The organism is Ensifer sp. GW823-FHT05D09, from assembly GCF_058795755.1.
Genome location: NZ_JBXAIA010000003.1, coordinates 385332 through 403064, shown reverse-complemented (window position 1 = coordinate 403064; position 17733 = coordinate 385332). Strand labels below are relative to the sequence as shown.

The 17733-nt window shown below is 64.1% G+C and carries 17 protein-coding genes; 3 read left to right on the top strand and 14 right to left on the bottom strand.

What is annotated here, in order from left to right:
* Positions 1–61 precede the first annotated feature (61 nt).
* The 6 genes from AC1Q80_RS12230 to AC1Q80_RS12205 all read right to left on the bottom strand — a co-directional run bounded on the left by AC1Q80_RS12230 (position 62) and on the right by AC1Q80_RS12205 (position 6722).
* Complete coding sequence (locus AC1Q80_RS12230) at positions 62–1489, bottom strand: gamma-aminobutyraldehyde dehydrogenase (protein WP_492360590.1); 1428 nt, start codon at positions 1487–1489, stop codon at positions 62–64.
* A gap of 24 nt (positions 1490–1513) precedes the next feature.
* Entirely contained in the window at positions 1514–2326 is an 813-nt protein-coding gene (locus AC1Q80_RS12225; protein WP_492360589.1) for an ABC transporter permease, read from the bottom strand.
* Positions 2316–3266 (bottom strand): ABC transporter permease, encoded by a 951-nt coding sequence (locus AC1Q80_RS12220; protein WP_173420703.1) that lies wholly within the window; start codon positions 3264–3266, stop codon positions 2316–2318. The genes AC1Q80_RS12225 and AC1Q80_RS12220 overlap by 11 nt, the downstream gene beginning before the upstream one ends.
* Positions 3263–4261 carry an ABC transporter ATP-binding protein gene (locus AC1Q80_RS12215; protein WP_492360588.1) on the bottom strand — a complete coding sequence of 333 codons (999 nt, stop codon included), beginning with the start codon at positions 4259–4261 and terminating at the stop codon, positions 3263–3265. Before AC1Q80_RS12215 ends, AC1Q80_RS12220 begins: the two co-directional genes overlap by 4 nt.
* Positions 4262–4449: 188 nt before the next feature.
* The gene (locus tag AC1Q80_RS12210) at positions 4450–5610 is read right to left on the bottom strand and encodes an ABC transporter substrate-binding protein (protein ID WP_173420701.1); all 1161 of its coding nucleotides are present in this window, start codon (positions 5608–5610) and stop codon (positions 4450–4452) included.
* Positions 5611–5813: 203 nt separating this feature from the next.
* The gene (locus tag AC1Q80_RS12205) at positions 5814–6722 is read right to left on the bottom strand and encodes a LysR family transcriptional regulator (RefSeq protein WP_173420700.1); all 909 of its coding nucleotides are present in this window, start codon (positions 6720–6722) and stop codon (positions 5814–5816) included.
* A 160-nt stretch (positions 6723–6882) separates the two neighbouring features.
* Between AC1Q80_RS12205 and AC1Q80_RS12200 the strand changes: the two genes are divergently transcribed.
* Complete coding sequence (locus AC1Q80_RS12200) at positions 6883–7806, top strand: alpha/beta hydrolase (protein ID WP_492360587.1); 924 nt, start codon at positions 6883–6885, stop codon at positions 7804–7806.
* Positions 7807–7870: 64 nt separating this feature from the next.
* Here AC1Q80_RS12200 and msrA read toward each other — a convergent pair whose 3' ends face one another.
* A complete protein-coding gene (msrA, locus tag AC1Q80_RS12195) occupies positions 7871–8608 on the bottom strand; it encodes a peptide-methionine (S)-S-oxide reductase MsrA (protein WP_492360586.1) in 738 nt (245 codons plus the stop codon).
* A gap of 178 nt (positions 8609–8786) precedes the next feature.
* Between msrA and AC1Q80_RS12190 the strand changes: the two genes are divergently transcribed.
* Complete coding sequence (locus AC1Q80_RS12190; RefSeq protein ID WP_209790646.1) at positions 8787–9188, top strand: ACT domain-containing protein; 402 nt, start codon at positions 8787–8789, stop codon at positions 9186–9188.
* Positions 9189–9232: 44 nt separating this feature from the next.
* On the opposite strand, the gene AC1Q80_RS12185 is transcribed toward AC1Q80_RS12190, so the two are convergent.
* The 7 genes from AC1Q80_RS12185 to AC1Q80_RS12155 all read right to left on the bottom strand — a co-directional run bounded on the left by AC1Q80_RS12185 (position 9233) and on the right by AC1Q80_RS12155 (position 16795).
* A complete protein-coding gene (locus AC1Q80_RS12185; RefSeq protein WP_492360585.1) occupies positions 9233–9652 on the bottom strand; it encodes a GFA family protein in 420 nt (139 codons plus the stop codon).
* 125 nt (positions 9653–9777) lie between these two features.
* Complete coding sequence (locus tag AC1Q80_RS12180; protein ID WP_492360584.1) at positions 9778–11373, bottom strand: MFS transporter; 1596 nt, start codon at positions 11371–11373, stop codon at positions 9778–9780.
* On the bottom strand, positions 11366–11833 hold the full coding sequence (locus AC1Q80_RS12175) for an SRPBCC domain-containing protein (protein ID WP_492360583.1): 468 nt from the start codon (positions 11831–11833) through the stop codon (positions 11366–11368). Before AC1Q80_RS12175 ends, AC1Q80_RS12180 begins: the two co-directional genes overlap by 8 nt.
* Positions 11834–11964: 131 nt before the next feature.
* Positions 11965–12531, bottom strand: coding sequence for a TetR/AcrR family transcriptional regulator (locus AC1Q80_RS12170; protein WP_492360582.1), 567 nt, complete (start codon positions 12529–12531; stop codon positions 11965–11967).
* Positions 12528–13022 carry an HPP family protein gene (locus AC1Q80_RS12165; protein ID WP_492360581.1) on the bottom strand — a complete coding sequence of 165 codons (495 nt, stop codon included), beginning with the start codon at positions 13020–13022 and terminating at the stop codon, positions 12528–12530. Before AC1Q80_RS12165 ends, AC1Q80_RS12170 begins: the two co-directional genes overlap by 4 nt.
* Before the next feature lie 79 nt (positions 13023–13101).
* Complete coding sequence (locus AC1Q80_RS12160; protein ID WP_492360580.1) at positions 13102–15096, bottom strand: CocE/NonD family hydrolase; 1995 nt, start codon at positions 15094–15096, stop codon at positions 13102–13104.
* A 109-nt stretch (positions 15097–15205) separates the two neighbouring features.
* Positions 15206–16795 (bottom strand): ABC transporter substrate-binding protein, encoded by a 1590-nt coding sequence (locus AC1Q80_RS12155; RefSeq protein ID WP_492360579.1) that lies wholly within the window; start codon positions 16793–16795, stop codon positions 15206–15208.
* Positions 16796–16924: 129 nt separating this feature from the next.
* On the opposite strand from AC1Q80_RS12155, the gene AC1Q80_RS12150 reads away from it, so the two are divergent.
* The gene (locus AC1Q80_RS12150) at positions 16925–17719 is read left to right on the top strand and encodes a helix-turn-helix domain-containing protein (RefSeq protein ID WP_492360578.1); all 795 of its coding nucleotides are present in this window, start codon (positions 16925–16927) and stop codon (positions 17717–17719) included.
* Positions 17720–17733: the final 14 nt, after the last annotated feature.

Here is a 17733-nt window from a genome sequence, read left to right as displayed (position 1 = left end):
TTTGTGGTGGCCTGAGGGGGCGGGCGCTGCCTGAGCGAAGGCCGCGCCACGCCCTTAACTCCTAGCCGTGGTTGATCATGATGTGGCGCACCGCAGTGTAGTCCTCCAGCGCATAGACGGACATGTCCTTGCCATAGCCGGACTGCTTGACGCCGCCATGCGGCATCTCGTTGGTCAGCATGAAGTGGGTGTTGATCCAGGTGCAGCCATATTGCAGGCGCGATGCGGCGTTCATCGCCTTGGAGATGTCCTTGGTCCAGACAGAGGAGGCAAGGCCGTAATCGCTGTCATTGGCCCAGGCGACGGCATCGTCCTTGCCGGTGAAGCGGGTGACGGAAACGACCGGGCCGAACACCTCACGCCGGACGATCTCGTCCTCCTGGGTTGCACCGGCGATCACCGTCGGCTGGAAGAAGAAGCCATCGGCGCTGCCGGGCGCACCGCCGGTGGTGATTTCGATGTGCTTCTGGTCGGCGGCACGCTCGACGAAGCTCGCGACGCGGTCGCGCTGGCGGCGCGAGATCAGCGGGCCGATCTCGTTTTCGGTGTCGTCGGCGAGATTGTAGCGGATAGTGGAGACGGCCGAGCTGAGGTCGGCGACGAGCTTTTCGTAGATGCCGGCCTCGGCATAGATGCGGCAGGCGGCGGTGCAATCCTGGCCGGCATTGTAGTAGCCGAAAGTGCGGATGCCGCCCACGACCGCTTCGAGGTCGGCGTCGTCATAGACGATGACGGGCGCCTTGCCGCCGAGTTCCAGATGCGTGCGCTTGACCGTCTTGGCGGCGGCCGTCAGCACCTTCTTGCCGGTGGCGATATCGCCGGTGATCGAGACCATCGCGATCTTCGGGTGGTTGATCAGCGCATTGCCGACGGTTTCGCCCCGGCCGGTGACGACGTTGACCACGCCTTCCGGCAGGATGTCGGCGAGAAGGCGGGCGAGTTTCAGCGCCGTCAGCGGCGTCTGTTCCGACGGCTTGAAGACGACGGTGTTGCCGCCGGCGATCGCCGGCGCCAGCTTCCACGCCATCATCATCAGCGGGTAGTTCCACGGCGCGATTGAGCCGACGATGCCGACCGGATCGCGGCGGACCATGGACGTGTGCCCCGGGAGGTATTCGCCTGCCGTCGGCGCATGCAGGTTGCGGATGGCGCCGGCGAAGAAACGCCAGCAGTCGACGATCGCGGGCAGCTCGTCGTTCCTTACCGCGTTGATCGGTTTGCCGCAGTTGAGGGCTTCGAGCGCCGCGAAATCGTCGGCGTTCCTTTCGATCGCGTCGGCGATCTTCAGCAGATAACCGGAGCGCTCGCCGGGCGTTGTCATCGACCAGGAAACGAAGGCGCGCTCCGCCGCGTCGACGGCCGCCTCGACCTGCATGTGCGAGGCTTCGGCGAGATCGATGATCTTGGCGCCGGTGCGCGGGTTGAGGATAAGCTCCTCGGCTTCGGTTCCGGCCTCGAAGCGCGATCCGATCAAAAGCTGGGTGTCCATGTCTGTTCTCCCTTGAACGTCGAATTATTTGCCGCCGCCGGCGATCTGGTCGCCGTCGCGGGTCAGGTAGTAGGCGCCGAGGATCGGCAGGAAGGTGACCAGCACCACGATCATGGCGACCACGTTGGTCACCGGGCGTTGGCGCGGGCGGATGAGCTCTTCGAGCATCCAGATCGGCAGCGTCGACTGTTGGCCGGCGGTAAAGGTGGTGACGATCACCTCGTCGAAGGACAGCGCAAAGGCGAGCATGCCGCCGGCCAGAAGCGCCGTGCCGATGTTCGGCAGGATGATGTAGCGGAAGGTCTGGAAGCCGTCGGCGCCGAGATCCATCGAGGCCTCGATCAGCGAGCCGGAGATGCGGCGGAAGCGGGCGACTGCGTTGTTGTAGACGACGACGATGCAGAAGGTCGCGTGGCCGAGCACGATCGTCCAGAACGAAAACGGGATCTCCGCCATGGAAAAAGCCGAGCGCAAGGCGATGCCGGTGATGATGCCGGGAAGCGCGATCGGCAGGATGACCAGGAGCGAGATCGTCTCGCGGCCGAAGAAGCGCGTCTGGCTGACGGCGGCGGCACAGAGCGTGCCGAGCACCAGCGCGACGGCGGTCGCGATCGAGGCGACCTTGACCGACAGCGTCAGCGCTGCCCAGACATCCGGCCGGTTCCAGGCGACGGCGAACCATTGCGTCGTCAGCCCCGGCGGCGGGAACTGGTAGCTCTTTTCCTCCGTGGTGAAGGCGTAGAGGAAGATCAAGAGGATCGGCACATGCATGAAGGCAAGGCCGGCGGCGGCGGCGATCTTGAGGCCGAGGGGGGAGCGGTTGCGTTCAGAGCGCATCGAAGGCCCCCATGCGTTTGGCGACGAAGAGATAGGCGCCCATGATGACGATCGGCACGACGGTGAAGGCGGCGGCAAGCGGAATGTTGCCGGCCGTGCCCTGCTGGGCATAGACCGCCTGGCCGATGAACAGCCGGGACGAGCCGATGATCTGCGGAATGATGTAATCGCCGAGCGTCAGCGAAAAGGTGAAGATCGAACCGGCGACGATGCCGGGAAGCGCCAGGGGGAAAAGCACGTGGCGGAAGGTTTGTGCCGGCGTGCCGCCGAGATCGGAGGAGGCCTCGATCAGGTTGCCGGGCACGCGTTCCAGCGCTGCCTGGATCGGCAGGATCATGAACGGCAGCCAGACATAGACGAAGACGATGAAAGTGCCGGTGTAGCTGACCGAGAGAGAGTTGCCGCCGACGACGGGAAGCGAGAGCCAGGCGTCGAGCAGCCACTGCAGATGCAGCTTTCCCAGGAACCAGGTGACGATGCCTTCCTTGGCGAGAATGAGCTTCCACGCATAGATCTTGACGAGGTAGCTCGACCAGAGCGGCAGCATGACGCCGAGATAGAACAGCACCTTCCATTTGCCTTGCGCGTAGCGCGCGGCGTAGTAGGCGATCGGGAAGGCGATGAGCGCGGAGGCGATGGTGACGATGGCCGCCATCGACACGGTGCGCAGGATGATGTCGAGGTTGGTTTCGCTGAGCAGCTGGCGGTAGGTGGCGAAGGTGAACTCGTAATTGATCAGGCCGGAAAAGTCGTCGATCGAGAAGAAGCTCTGCAGCAGCAGGGCAAAGAGCGAGCCGACATAGACGACGCCGAGCCACAGAAGCGGCGGCGCCAGCAGGACGGTGAGCAATACGTGCGGATGCTTCCAGAAGAAGTCCGACAGCCGGCCCGCTGGGCCGCGGCGGTCCGGCAGGACGATATTTTCAGTGACGGCGGTCATGCGTCCTCCATCGGGTGCAACTCATGCGCCGCAAAGCTGATGGTGACGGGGCTGCCGACCTTGGGCACGGCAAGTGCGGCCGGGCTTGCGACCGCGATGCGCGCGCCATCGACATCGACGACGACGCGGTTGACCGCGCCAAGGAAACTATGGGCGGAGACGGTACCGTTGAGGCTGAGCGCGCCTTCGCCCGGTGCCGACAGCACGATCGCCTCGGGGCGAAGGCTGGCATAGGCGGATCTGACGCCGAGCTTCTGGCAGAGCTTTGCCGGCAGCACGTTCGACGAGCCGACGAAATCGGCGACGAAGCGGGTCTTCGGCTGCTTGTAGACTTCCTCGGGGCTGCCGAGCTGCTGGATGCGGCCATCGTTGAAGACGGCGATGCGGTCGGCCATCGACAGCGCTTCACCCTGGTCGTGAGTGACGAACACGAAGGTGATGCCGAGCGATTTCTGCAGGGTTTTCAGTTCTTCCTGCATCTGCTCGCGCAGCTTGAGGTCGAGCGCGCCGAGCGGCTCGTCGAGGAGCAGTACCTTCGGTTTGTTGACGAGGGCGCGGGCGAGCGCCACGCGCTGGCGCTGGCCGCCGGAGAGCTGGCCTGGGCGGCGGCTGCCGTAGCTCGGCAGCTTGACCATGGCGAGCGCATCCTCGGCCGCCTTGCGACGCTCCTCGCGGCCGACACCCTTGACCATCAGCCCATAGGCGACGTTGTCGAGGATCGAGAGGTGCGGGAAGAGGGCATAGTCCTGGAATACGGTGTTGACGCTGCGGCGATAGGGCGGCACGCCCTCGGCTGTCTCGCCGAAGATTTCGATATGGCCGCCGGTTGGCTGCTCGAAGCCGGCCATCAGGCGGAGACACGTGGTCTTGCCCGAGCCCGAGGGGCCGAGCATGGCGAAGAATTCGCCCTCGGCGATCTCGAGGTTCACGCCATCGACCGCGCGCACGGCGCCGAAGTGGCGGGAAACATTGTCGAAAAGAACGGCGGTGGACATCAAATTGCTCCAGGATTCCAGCCCCTCATCCCGCTGCCGCGACCTTCTCCCCGCTCGCGGGGAGAAGGGGATGTGCGGTCGGCGTCTCGCCCAAAGCTCATCCGGCGGGTTTGCCGGGGGCGTTCCCTCTCCCCGCATGCGGGGAGAGGGTCAGGGCGAGGGGCTAATGCTTGCGATGCGGCTGAGGCTCAGCGGCCGCCGATGACGCCGATGTAGTCAGAGACCCAACGGTGGTAGGGCACGCATTCGCCCTGGCTTGCGCACTTCGTCACCGGCGTCTTCCAGAACTTGACCTTCTCGAAGTCCTCGTAGCCGTTGGTCTTGCAGCCGGCGTCGGTCAGAAGCTCGTTGCCCTTGCAGGCGGCGCCGACTGAAGGGTTGGCGCCGAACCAGGCGGAGACGTCACCCTGGACCTTGGGCGAAAGCGAATGCTCCATCCACATATAGGCGCAGTTCGGATGGGCGCTTTCGGCGTGCAGCATGGTGGTGTCGGCCCATCCGGTCACGCCTTCTTCCGGAATGGTCGAGGCGATCGGCAGCTTTTCGGCTTCCATCAGGTTGACCTGGAACGGCCAGGAGCCGGAGGCGACGACGCCTTCGTTCTTGAAGTCGTCGATCTGGATCATCGCGTCGTGCCAGTAGCGACCCACGAGCGTGCGCTGGGTGCGCAGCAGCTCGAGCGCTGCCTTGTACTGGTCTTCGTTCAGTTCGTAGGGATCCTTGATGCCGAGTTCCGGCTTGTGCTTCATCAGGTAGTTGGCGGCATCCGCCACGTGGATCGGGCCGTCATAGGCCTGGACGCGGCCCTTGTTGGACTTGCCGTCAGGCAGGGTCATTTCCTCGAAGACGACGTTCCAGCTCTTCGGCGCTTCGCCCTTGAAGGCGTCCTTGTTGTACATCAACACGTTCGGGCCCCAGACATAAGGGGTGCCGTAGTGAACGCCGTTGACCGTGTGCCAGGGCGCGCTCTGCATGCGCTCGTCGATGGTCTTCCAGCTGGGGATGAGATCGGTGTTAACAGGCTGGACACGCTTGCCGGCGACGAGCCGCATCGAGGCGTCGCCCGAGGCGGTGACGAGGTCGAAGCCGCCCTCGTTCATCAGCGCGACCATTTCGTCCGAGGTGGCGGCCGTTTTGACCGAGACCTTGCAGCCGGTCTGCTTTTCGAAATCGGTGACCCAGTCGTAGTTCTTGTCGGTCTCGCCGCGCTCGATATAGCCGGCCCATGCAACGATCGACAGTTCGCCTTCGCCCTTGCCCAGTTCCTTCAGCGGTTCCTGCGCCAAGGCAGGCGCCACGAGGCCGAGCGACAGCGTCAGCGCAGTGCAGGATTTCAGGATCTGCTTCATCTGAATTCTCCCAGTTTTGAGCCGCATTTTACGGCTTCGTTCCCAGGTTGAAGCGTGCCTTGATTTCTCCGCATTCGCAAATTCATTAATCAGAATGCCGCTATCGGTTTTTCCGATATATCGACGTAAGTGAACGGGAGCGCACTCATCTGCGGTGACGCATCCTCATGATTTTCTTTGTATTTTTGACCTGTTTCGGATTTTTAGCGTGGACGGGCGCTGCGCAGCGCTTCGGCGATACCGACGAAATCGCGTGCCGATTGCGGCAGGCTGGAGCCCTTGCGCCAGACCATGCCGACCTGGACGACCGGAAGGGCGCCCGAGACGTCGCGGCTCTCGATCCGGTCGCCTTCAAGAGACCATGGGCGGTAGACGAGGTCGGGCAGAAGGGCGATGCCCGCGCCTGTCGCCACCAGGCTGCGCACGGCCTCCACCGATCGGGTGCGGAAGGCGACATGCGGCCGCGCGCCGAGCGCCGACAAGAGCTTGCCGGTGTTCTCCTCGATTTCGTCGACCGTCAGCATGATCAGCGGTTCCTTGGCGATATCGCTGATCGAGATGATGTCGGCGCTGACCAGCGGATGGCCGATCGGCAGCCAGAGGCGATAGGGGGAGGTTTCCAGGATTTCGGCCTGCAGCGCCATGCGGTCGCGAAGGTTGGAGATGACCATGACGGCGACGTCGAGTTCACCGCCGATCAAGAGATGTTCGAGATAGGAGCCGTTGTCCTCGATGGCACTGACATCGACGCCGGGGCAGGCGCGGCGATAGCGCGCGAGCAGGTCCGACAGCACGTAGCCGGCCACCAGCGATGTTACGCCGAGATTGAGCTTGCCTCCCGTCTCCTCGCGGCTGTCGGAAAAGCTGCGTCTTGCGTCGGAGACATTGGACAGGATTTTTGTCGCGTGCCGCAGAAACTGGTGGCCATTGTGGGTGATCGACAGGCCGCGCGGATGTCGGTCGAACAGTTCGACGCCGAGGTCGCCTTCAAGCTCCTTGATCGCCTCGGTGATCGAGGATTGCGAGATCGACAGGTTCTGGGCCGCGCGGGTGATCGAGCCTTGCTCGGCGACGGCGACAAAGTACTGCAACTGTCTGAAGGTGAAGGCCATCCGCGCAGTTAATCGCTGTGAAGGCGCGGTTGCAAGCGCGGCCACGAGATCGTCCCCGACAATGCAACCGCGGCGGGATTTTCTGGATGATGTCGGTTTCCGGACAGAAGGCGGGCCGGCCGATGCTAGACTTGCGCCGGTAAGATCAGGGAGGCGGACTTTGGATCAGGGCGTATTGAAACCGATGCCGACGGAAGAGGGCATCCTCGCCTTCCATCGGCGCTGCGAAGCCTTCTATCCCGCCGATGCGGTGGATGCGTCGATCGAACAGCAGCGCAAGTGGTACGATGCGCTCTGCGCCGAGTTCGACGCGCCATCGCCCGAAGGCCTGACGCGCGAGGATGCGCTTGTCGAGGACCGCATCCCGATCCGGCGCTACCGGCCGGCGACGGTCTCTACCGACACCCGGATCTACTACATTCACGGCGGGGGCTTCGTCGTCGGCTCGCTCGACAGCCATGATGCCATCTGCGCCGAGCTTGCCGATTTCGCTCACGCCGAACTCGTCAGTGTCGATTACCGCCTGGCGCCGGACCATGTCTGGCCGGCTGCCTTCGAGGATTGCTACGCGGTGCTTCAGGCCCTGCTCGCGGATGGCCGTCCTGTTGTCGTTGCCGGCGACAGCGCCGGTGGAAATCTGACGGCGGGCATTGTGCTCAAGGCACGGGCCGACGGACTGCCCGGTATCGTCGGGCAGGCATTGATCTATCCCGGTCTCGGCGGCGATCTCGTTTCCGGCTCCTATATCGAGATGTCCGAAGCGCCGGGGCTGACGACGGCCGATACGAAGTACTACCGGGACATACTGCAGGCGCCGGCCGATAATCCGTTTGCAGCACCGCTGGCGGAGACGGATCTTTCGGGTCTGCCGCCGACCTATATCACCGGCGCGTTCTTCGATCCGTTGCGCGACGACGCCCGCATCTATGCTGCACGGCTCACGATGGCTGGCGTCAACGTCACCTTTCGCGAAGAGCCGCAGATGATCCATGCCTGGCTTCGCGCCCGGCACATGAGCGAGGGTGCGCTGGAAGGCTTTCGCCGTCTGGCTGGCGGCATTGCCGTTCTTGTTGGAACCGGATGAACGTTTCGGTCCTGATGGATGCGTAAATCCGGCTTCAGTGCGCCTCGGTTCTTTCTGGGTCGGGCTAGCTCTTCGCCTTGAACACCAGCGCTGGATTGGTGCGGAAGCTCTGCGGGAACAGTTGGCGCAGGTTCTCGATCTTCGGCATGTCGTTATAGACGATGTAGGGGTAGGTCGGATTGCGCGTCAGGAAATCCTGGTGATAGGCCTCGGCGGCATAGAAGCCTTTGAGCGGCGAAATCTCGGTGACGATCGCGGCCGGGAACGCGCCGGATTTGCCGAGTTCGGCGATATAGGCCTCGGCGATCTTCTTCTGCTCCGGCGTGGTGACGAACAGGGCCGAGCGATACTGCGTGCCGTGATCAGGCCCCTGATAATTCAGCTGCGTCGGGTTGTGGCCGACAGAGAAGAAGATCTGCAGCAGCTTGCCATAGCTGACCTTGCTCGGGTCGTAGGTCACTTCCACCGACTCCGCATGGCCGGTATCACCATTGCTGACGGCCTCGTAGGATGCTGTGTCGCGGCTGCCGCCGGCGTAGCCGGAGACGGCTTTGCTCACACCCTTCACATGCTGGAACACACCCTGGACGCCCCAGAAGCAGCCGCCGGCAAACACCGCCGTCTCCGGTCCGCTGGCGGTTTTTTCGTCGAGTGACGGCGGCGGAATGGATATGGCCGGTTCGGCGGCTCTTGCCATCGATGCGCCGGAAATCGTGGCACTGAGTGCGAATGCGCGGGCAATCCATTGCAAGCGTCGGCCGGCCTTCACAGTGCGTGGCTGACTGTCGGGTTTTGCAAACATCGGTGGGTTCCTCTGCCGCGGTCGGGCGGCGGCCGTGTTGCGCCCATGTTTTTCGCGAGACCTTTCGAAAGCAAATCGCAAGAGCGTGCTTCACGGCAATGTGACGATCCGCTACCACAGTCACGAGGACTCGGCGGCCCCTCGAAATGAGGATCGCGAGACATTGCGGGGAGGGATGATGGCCGGGGAAACGGATCTTGCGAAGCTGCTGGCGACGATGGCGCCGGTGTTGTTTCCACAAACCTATGTCTATTGCACCGTGCCCCATGACGAGGCGCAGCGTTACATGACGCTCGAGCCGCTTGCGACCTATCGCGAGGACGAAGGGGTGACCCTGATCCTGGAGCGCCCGGCGGCGGATGCCGCCGACCTTTCCTATGGGCCGTTGCTTGCTCGCATCACGCTCAACGTGCATTCGGCGCTCGAAGCCGTCGGGCTCACGGCAGCGGTGGCGACGGCGCTGACGCGCGAAGGCATCAGCGCGAATGTCGTCGCTGCCTATTATCACGACCACATCTTCGTACCTGAGGCGGACGCCGAACGTGCGCTTGAGGCACTGCGGGCGCTGAGCCCCGCCTGACCTGACCCCGCTTGGTACCTTACCGGCTTTCCGGGCTTTGCCGATCACATGAAGCGGATGTCGGCGGGCGGGTTTTCGTAGTCGTCGTGACGGCCGTTCTCGTAGATGATGGGGGCCGCGCCCAGTTCCTCATCGCTGACGCCGTCGAGGCAGGCGACGTTGACAGCGTAGAAATGGCCGAGGAAATCCTTGAGGTAGCCGCGGGAAAACGGCCTGACGCCGCAGCGGCTGCAGAAATAATGGTCGACGTCGCCCTCCTGCCAGTTCGACGGCTGCGCCCGATAACTCGTCAGCGCTTCCTCGCCCCTCATGATCGAAAATTCGTCGCGGAGCGCGAAGGATTTCTGCATGCGCGTCTTGGCGCAGAAGCTGCAATTGCAGCGGCGGATGCCTTCGGCAAAATCGAGCTGGCATTCGAAGGCAACGGTGCCGCAATGGCAGCTGCCGCGATAGGGCTTTTTCATCGGAAGGTCTCCTGTCGTTGGGCAGCGGTCAGCCGGCCCCGGTCATTCGGCCGGGGACGATGACGCTGCAGAGATGGACGTTGATGCAAATCATGGGCTGGCGTCCGCGACGCGGACGCCACTTGCTATCCGGCCTTGGCCGAGACTTCCGCCTCGTCGGCGATCACAGGATCGTTGTCGGCGCCGTTGCCGGTCGCCTTGCGCAGAAGCAGGAAGGCGAGCAGCGCCGTCAGCAGCGACAGGGCGACGCAGATCGATGCGGTGAAGGCGAAGGAATTGGTGAAGACGTCGCGGGCGGCAGTCAGCAACCGTTCGGACTGTTCCCCCGGAAGCTGTTCGGCGATGGCGACGGCACCACCCAGCGTCTGGCGCGCCGCCTCGACCGTGTCTTCGGGAAGGCCGGTGACGACCACCGCGTCCATGCGGCTGCGGTAGGCTGCCGTCAACATGCTGCCAAGCACGGCGATGCCAAGCGCGCCGCCAAATTCGAAGCTTGTCTCAGAGATCGCCGATGCCGCGCCTGCGCGCTCCGGCGGGGCGGAGCCGACGATCAGGTCCGTGGTCAATGTGCCGACCGGTGCGAAGCCGAGGCAGAGGACGACCAGGCCTGTCGTGACGAGCAGGGGGCTGCTCGTCGTTTCGACCTGGGTGCAGATGGCAAAGCCGATGGCGGTCAGGACGAAGCCGGCCGCAATCAGGTTGGAGGCAGCGTAACGCGTAGCCAGTGACGGCACGAGGATCGAGCCGAGCACCATGGCCACGCCCGTCGGCACCGACCAGAGGCCGGCAACGAACGGCGACAGGCCAAGCACGAGCTGTAGGTACTGCGCCACGAACAGGAAGGCGCCGAAGCCGACGAACAGGCCGAGAATGTTGACGCCGAGCGCCGCGCTGAAGGCCGGGGTCCTGAACAGCGCAAGGTCGATCAGCGGATCGGCAAGCCGGCTCTGGCGCCTGGCAAACAGGAGGGCGACCGTCAGCCCGAGCAGGATGAAGAACACGGCGGTGACGTCGAGACCATCTTCGGCAATCCGCTTCATGCCATAGATCACCGACAGAACGGCAACAAGCGATTGCCCGGCGCTGATGAAATCGAGCCGGCCGGCATCGGGATCGCGGAATTCCGGCAGCAGCATCGGGCCGAGGATCAGAAGCAGGATCATCACCGGCACGGCGAGCAGAAAGACCGAGCCCCACCAGAACTGCGACAGCATCAGCCCGCCAACGACGGGACCGATGGCGCCGCCGGCGGAGAAGCTGGCGATCCAGATGCCGATGGCGAGTGTGCGCTGCTTGTCGTCGAGAAACATATTGCGGATCAGCGATAGCGTCGAGGGCGCGAGCGTGGCGGCGGCGACGCCAAGGACTGCGCGCGCCAGGATCAGCGTTTCCGCACTCCAGGCAAAGGCGGCGAGCACCGAGGCGATGCCGAAGGCGATCGAGCCGATCATCAGCAGCCGGCGGCGACCGATGCGATCGCCGAGCGTGCCCATGGTGATCAGCGATCCCGCGACCATGAAGCCGTAGATATCGACGATCCACAGAAGCTGCGAAGCCGTGGGCTTCAACTGTTCGGTGAGCTGTGGAACCGCGAGGTTCAGGACGGTCAGGTCCATGGAATAGAGCATGCAGGGCAGGGCAAGGACGGCAAGGCCGATCCATTCCCGCCGCGTCGCCTTCGGGCCAGGTGCCGTGCTTGTCGTGTCGATCGGCTCAGACATCAGAGAGATACTCCTGCAGCCTTTCGAGGCACTCGCCCCAGCCTTCCTGGTGCGAGTCGCGCTCGTCCACGCTGTCGAACGGGGTCTGGTGGAAGGTCAGGCGGGTCTTGCCGCCGACATCTGTGAAGGACACCGTGATCAGGGTGTCAGCTCCCGGCTTGCCCTCCTCGTCCCAGGCAAAGGTGAAGATGAGTTTTTCCGGCTCGATCACCTCGCGATAGACGCCGCCCATCCAATAGTCTTGCCCTTCCGGCGAGCGGATGCAGCCGCGCCAGGCGCCGCCTGGGCGGAAGTCCATCTTCATGGAATGGGCGGTGAAGTCGCGCGGCCCCCACCAGCGCAAGGCGTGCTCGGGCGTCGACCAGACCTTGAAGACGAGGCTGCGCGGTGCATCGAAGTTCCTGGTGATCTCGAGGCTCAGTCTGTGTTCGCGCGATGCGCTTTCCCCGGCCAATGCCATGACAAACCTCCCGCGGCCAGCGCAATCGTCGTGCGTGGCGGTTCTTTAACTCGAAAGTTATTTAACTTGAAGGTTAATAACTGGACGAGCAGGGAATTGTCAAGGCGCGAGGGGCCCGGACCTGATGTTTGTCAGTTTTTTGAGGGCTGGCAGCGCGCCTTGAGGCGGGCGAGGATCCGGCTGAAGGCCTGGGGATCATCGAGGCTGCGCGCAAGGATGAGCGCGCCCTGAATGCCGCCGATGACCTCTTCGGCGAGCGCCTGCCGTTCTTTTTCCGCCATGCCCTGGCGGCCGAGCGCTTCGGCCAGCGCCGTCCGCCAGTCGGCGAAGTAGCGGTTGAGTTCGACCGAGAAGCGATCATGGGCGCCGCTCGCGGCAATGACGCCCATCAGGCAGAGGCGGCGACCCTGGCGAAAGTAGCCGTCGACGGAAGCAAACATGTCGTCGATCGCCGCTGTCGGCGTTTGACTGTCGTTCAGCCGGACGAAGATGTGGGTCTGGAACCATGAGGCGATGTCGCCAAGCACCGCCTCGGCCATCTCTTCCTTCCCGCCGGGAAAGAAGTGATAGAGGCTGCCCTTGCCGAGCCCGGTCTTCTCGGTGATCAGGCTCAGGCTCGCGCCGTCATAACCGTGCTCGCGAAAGACCTCGGCAAGCGTGGCGATGACGTCCTGGCGTTCGGCGACGACGCGGCTCATGCGGGCTTCCTCAAGAGCGGATACTCGACCTTGCCGAAACGATGAAACAGCGTGCCGACGGCGACCAGTATCAGCGAGCCGGTCAGAACGGGGAACAGTAGAAATTCGAAGCCGGGGTCGCTGGCAAAGACCACCAGCGGGTTGGCGCCGGCCGGCGGGTGGGTGATGCGCAGCGCCGCCATCAGCGCGATCGCCGCGCCGACGGCAAGGCCGACCGCCCACCATTCGTTAGGCAGGAGCGCGCGCAGGACTAGGCCAACGAATGTCGCGACCAGATGGCCGCCGACGACGTTGGCAGGCTGGGAAAGCGGGCTGCCGGCCACCGAGAAGATCAGCACGCAACTGGCGCCGAACGGCGCCATCAGCAGTGGCTCGCCGACGATGTTGGTGAGCGCGCCGACGGCGGCGATGGCGACAAGGCCGCCGATGCCGGCGATCAGGCCGCGGCCGATGTGGATGGGAGGCTGGTGACGAAAGAAGAAACGGCGCATGACTGTACCGATCAGTAAATTGTTTACCGATTGGTACAGTCATGCGCCGTTGGAGTCAAGATGCGCTTACATGATGCGCTTACATCAGGTCGCGCGCGACCCGCTTGGAGAAGGTCTTCTCAAAGATCGGAGCGTCGTTTTCATAGGCGACGATCTTGGCTTCGGTGATCCAGTCGTTGGCGTCACAGGTGAGAACCGAGGTCGAGACGGTGCGCACCGACCAGCCGTCGCGCCTGGCGATGCAGGTCCATGTGGAGGTCCCGACCATCGAATGCGGATCGTCGGGGGCGATCGACCAGGTCTCGTCGCGGATGTCCTGCGTCGAAAGACCGGTATCGGGGTGCTCGCTCAGGCCGCCATCCTCGTAGATCCGGTAGTGCGTGACGCCGTTGGTCATGTCGCGCTCGACGGTGCGGCTGGTGCTGCCGGCCGTATGCTCGATGTATTTCGGCAGCGGATCGGGGTTTTCCGGCTCCGGCACCACGACCTCGTTGTGCTGGCCGAGCAGCGGGAGAGACAACGCCAGGGTGGACGTGTCGATTGTCAGGCCGGGATCGCTCGGCGGCGGCAGGATCATCGGCCAATATGAGGTCGACAGCGACAGCCGGATGCGGTGACCGGCGCGCACGCGGTAGCCGCAGGCATCGAGCACCAGGGTGATCCGGGTCCGCCGACCTTTTTCCATCGCTCGCGGTTCGGCATTGCCGTCGCGGTGCGCCAGGTTGAGCACGCCGAAGGCAATGCGGGTGGACGTGCCATCCGGGTGCACGTCGACGATGCGGGCGACGAGGTTGGCGGTGTCTGCGGCGCAGGTGACGTCGACCGAGAGGCTTGCCTGGCCGAGATAGTCTTCAGCCCCCAGCAGCGGCCGGGTTTCGAAGGTCAGCGCGCCGGCATCGTCGATGCGCTGGTCGCCGGCCATTTCGGCATCAGGTTTCAGGGTGAAGTACTCGCCTGACGCCGTGCCGGTGTCGAGCGGCGATTTCAGGTAGACCTCGCCGATGCCCACGGCTTTGGTCTCCACCGCAAGCCGGCCGTCGAGTGTGACGCCGAGAACCTGCATCACCGGCGTCTGCCAGACATCCTTGGCGACCCAGCGGCCGGGGTCGTTGTCGCGCCGCACTGCCGGGCGCGGGCCGTCGAGGATGTAGGCGCGCACCTGCGGTCCGCCCTCGGCGCCGTTGTTGTCGTCGCGCAGAAACCGGTTCCACCAGCGGATCGCCTCGCCGTGGAAATCGGCGCGCGGCTTCGGCCAGGCGAAATGCGGATATTTGTGCACCCAGGGGCCGATCATCGCCTTGGCCTTCGTGCCGAGACCCTCGACGGCTTTCAGCGGCGTGTTGCGATAGCCGTCGGCCCAGCCGGCGATGACGAGCGCCGGCGTGTCGAAGCTGTCGAAATTGTCCGAGATCGAGCCGTGCTGCCAGAAGGCGTCGCGGCGCTGATGCTCAAGCCATTCCTCCATGAAATAGGGCTCGTTTTCCAGGCGCTCCAGCCACATTTCCTTCCAGCGATCGCCGACGATGGCAGGGTCCGGCGAGCGTGATTGATAGGCCAGCATCGTCGCTGCCCAGGAGAGTTGGGCGGAGAGATGGCAGCCGTTCTTGTAGTGGATGTCGTCGTTATAGCGGTCTACGGTGGAGGCGATGGAGATGACGGCTTTCAGGGCCGGCGGCTTGAGGGCTGCGACCTGCAGGCAGTTGAAGCCGCCCCAGGAGATGCCCATCATGCCGACCTTGCCGTTTGACCAGGGCTGGGCGGCGATCCACTCGATGATCTCGCAGCCGTCTGCAAGCTCGCGCGGCGTATACTCGCCGTCGATGACGCCGTCGCTTTCGCCCGAGCCGCGGATGTCGACACGCACGCCGGCAATGCCGGCGGCGGCAAACACTGGATAGGTCGATTCATCGCGAAGGCTGGTGCCGCCGCGCTTGCGGTAGGGCAGGTATTCGAGCACAGCCGGCACAGGATCTGCGTCCGTGCCGGCGGGCATCCAGATCCGGGCGGCAAGGCGGGTGCCGTCCTTCAATCGGATCCACTCGTTCTCGATCAGGGTGAAGTCACGGTCTGACATATCGCTTGTTCCGCTCATTCTCATGGTTTTCAGGCATTTCCGGCAAGACCGTCACGCGCTTTTGCTGGAAATGCCCTGTCTCTTTCTTTGCCGGCCAAAATCCGCCGTCTTAGCTGTCGAACCACACGCGGCTTGCGACATAGCCGTTCGACAGGTCGTTGCCGATGTCGTGCACGAAGCCCTTCAGCGAGGCGGTGGCCGCGTTCACGTAGTCGTTGAACACCGGCAGGATCAGGCCGCCTTCGTCGCGCACGGTCATCGCCATCGTCTTGTACATCTCCTTGCGCTTGGCATCGTCGAGTTCCGAGCGGGCCTGGAGCAGGAGCTTGTCGAAGTCTTCGCGCTTGAAGCGGGTGTCGTTCCACTCGGCGCTCGAGAGGTAGGAGGTGGAGTAACGCGAATCCTGCGTTGGGCGGCCGCCCCAGTAGGAGGCGCAGAAGGGCTGGACGTTCCAGACATTGGTCCAGTAGCCATCCTCCGGCTCGCGGCGAACCTCGAGTTCGATGCCGGCCTTCTTGGCGCTTTCCTGGAACAGGACCGCCGCGTCGATGGCGCCGGGGAAGGCGGCATCCGAGGTGCGCAAGAGGATCGGCCGGTCGTGGCCCGACTTCTTGAAGTGGAAGGCGGCCTTGTCGGGGTCGTAGGCGCGCTGCTCGATGCCCTCTGGCGCCAGCGCATAGTTCTCGTTGACGGGGTAGTCGTTGCCGAGCGTGCCGAAGCCGCCGACGACCCGGTCGAGGATCGCCTGACGGTCGATCGCATACTTCAGCGCCAGCCGGAGGTCGTTGTTGTCGAAGGGGGCGGTGTCGCAGTGCATCAGGAAGCTGTAGAAGCCCTTGCCGGCGGTCCTGAGGATCTCGACGCGCGGCGCGCGCTTCAAGAGCGGCACCGTCTTCGGATCGATGTTGTTGATGAAGTGCACCTGGCCGGAGGAGAGCGCCGCAATGCGGGCGGTCGTGTCGTTCATCACGATGATTTCGACGCTGTCGACGAAGCCACGATCCTGGCGCCAGTCGTTGGTGTTCTTCTCGAAGGTCGAGCGCAGGCCCGCCTCGTAGCTTGCAAGCTTGTAGGGGCCGGTGCCGATCGGCGAGGCGGGGTTGTCGACGCCGCCGCGCGGCTGGATGATCAGGTGGTAATCGGTGAGCAGCAGCGGCAGGTCGGCATTGCCTTCGGTCAGCGTCAGCACCAGCGCGCCGGCTTTCTCCTCGATGGTCTTGATCGAGCGCATCAGGCCGAGCGCGCCCGATTTCGAACCTTCGTCCGAATGCCGCTTCAGCGTGGCGATGACATCGGCAATCGTCATCTTGCTGCCGTCATGGAAGCTGACGTCACTGCGGATCTTGAAGGTCCATTGCGACGCATCCGCCGAGGGCTCCCAGGATTCGGCAAGGGCCGGCAGCGGCGCGCCGGTCTTCGGATCGGATTCGACCAGCGTGTCGCCCCAGAGATGGCCGATGACGAAGGAGACCGAGCCGCTGTAGCCGGCGGGATCGAGCGTATCGGTGGTGGCGCCGCCCTTGAGGCCCAGCTTCAGGTGGCCGCCGCGCTTGGGCTCTTCGGCGCGCGCATCGCCTGCCAGCATCGTGCCGCCAAGGCCTGCCGCCAGACCGAGAGCTGCGGTGCCGGCCAGAAATCCGCGGCGGTTGATGCCGGCCGGTACCAGAAGGCCGTCGGGACGCTTGGTGAAATCGGTCATGTGCAGGTTCCCTCTTATGTGTTGTTTCAAGGGAAAACCTAACCCCTGCAGCAGGTCACACAATTTCGCGACTTGACGCTGGTTTACGCGACTTTACGCTACCATCTCCAGACCATTGGGGAGCCGCACGTGCACGACGCCGACCTCTTTGCCGCCAACCTTCGTTTTGCCTGCGCGACGCGACGTTCGATCTCGCAGATCTGCCGCGAGATCGGCATCAACCGTCAGCAGTTCAACCGCTATATCAGCGGCGAGGCGCGGCCTTCAGCGCACAATGTCGCCCGCATCGCCAGTTTCTTCGGGCTGCAGGCGCAGGACTTTTCGCTGTCGTCGAAACTGTTCGAGACCCGCGTGGTCAGGCCCGATCGCGACCGCTCCGAAGCCGGGCTGCTGCTAGAAGGCTTTCCGGGCGATCTCGCCGGGCTGCGCCGCCATGTCGGCTATTACCAGACCTATCATCTGTCGCCGTCCTGGCCGGGCCGCGTCGTCTGCTCCTGCGCCCGTATCCATGAGGAGAGCGGCTCGATCCGGGTGAAATCGATCGAGCGCATCCGCGACGCTGCCAACGAAATCCAGCAGTTTTCCAAGTATGTCGGCCTCGTCACCTTCTGGCGCAACCGCATCTTCATCGCCGAGCGCAGCGTCGGGCGCCAGCCTATGCTGTCGCAGACGATACTGATGCCGTTCGAGGTGCATCAGCGCGTCTATCTGCGCGGCACGACCATGGGCGTCTCCTGGCGCAAGGAGAACCTGCCCTATGCCTCGCGGATGATCTGGCGCACGCTTGGTCAGGAGCCGGATCTGCGGCAGATGCTGTCGCGCTGCGGGGTGCTGGCTGCGGGGTCGCGGCAATTGCCAGCGACGGTGCGAACCTTTCTCGAAACGCCTGACGCCGACGTGCTGACGGTGCCGACCGATTATTGAGGTGGCGGCCTTGG

Excerpts from the sequence above, each read along its gene's own strand:
- AC1Q80_RS12230 (WP_492360590.1), bottom strand. The coding sequence starts at position 1,489 with ATGGACACCCAGCTTTTGATCGGATCGCGCTTCGAGGCCGGAACCGAA.
- AC1Q80_RS12155 (WP_492360579.1), bottom strand. The coding sequence starts at position 16,795 with ATGACCGATTTCACCAAGCGTCCCGACGGCCTTCTGGTACCGGCCGGC.
- AC1Q80_RS12210 (WP_173420701.1), bottom strand. The coding sequence starts at position 5,610 with ATGAAGCAGATCCTGAAATCCTGCACTGCGCTGACGCTGTCGCTCGGC.
- AC1Q80_RS12225 (WP_492360589.1), bottom strand. The coding sequence starts at position 2,326 with ATGCGCTCTGAACGCAACCGCTCCCCCCTCGGCCTCAAGATCGCCGCC.
- AC1Q80_RS12185 (WP_492360585.1), bottom strand. The coding sequence starts at position 9,652 with ATGAAAAAGCCCTATCGCGGCAGCTGCCATTGCGGCACCGTTGCCTTC.
- AC1Q80_RS12180 (WP_492360584.1), bottom strand. The coding sequence starts at position 11,373 with ATGTCTGAGCCGATCGACACGACAAGCACGGCACCTGGCCCGAAGGCG.
- AC1Q80_RS12190 (WP_209790646.1), top strand. The coding sequence starts at position 8,787 with ATGGCCGGGGAAACGGATCTTGCGAAGCTGCTGGCGACGATGGCGCCG.
- msrA (WP_492360586.1), bottom strand. The coding sequence starts at position 8,608 with ATGTTTGCAAAACCCGACAGTCAGCCACGCACTGTGAAGGCCGGCCGA.
- AC1Q80_RS12205 (WP_173420700.1), bottom strand. The coding sequence starts at position 6,722 with ATGGCCTTCACCTTCAGACAGTTGCAGTACTTTGTCGCCGTCGCCGAG.
- AC1Q80_RS12175 (WP_492360583.1), bottom strand. The coding sequence starts at position 11,833 with ATGGCATTGGCCGGGGAAAGCGCATCGCGCGAACACAGACTGAGCCTC.
- AC1Q80_RS12160 (WP_492360580.1), bottom strand. The coding sequence starts at position 15,096 with ATGTCAGACCGTGACTTCACCCTGATCGAGAACGAGTGGATCCGATTG.
- AC1Q80_RS12215 (WP_492360588.1), bottom strand. The coding sequence starts at position 4,261 with ATGTCCACCGCCGTTCTTTTCGACAATGTTTCCCGCCACTTCGGCGCC.
- AC1Q80_RS12220 (WP_173420703.1), bottom strand. The coding sequence starts at position 3,266 with ATGACCGCCGTCACTGAAAATATCGTCCTGCCGGACCGCCGCGGCCCA.
- AC1Q80_RS12165 (WP_492360581.1), bottom strand. The coding sequence starts at position 13,022 with ATGCGCCGTTTCTTCTTTCGTCACCAGCCTCCCATCCACATCGGCCGC.
- AC1Q80_RS12170 (WP_492360582.1), bottom strand. The coding sequence starts at position 12,531 with ATGAGCCGCGTCGTCGCCGAACGCCAGGACGTCATCGCCACGCTTGCC.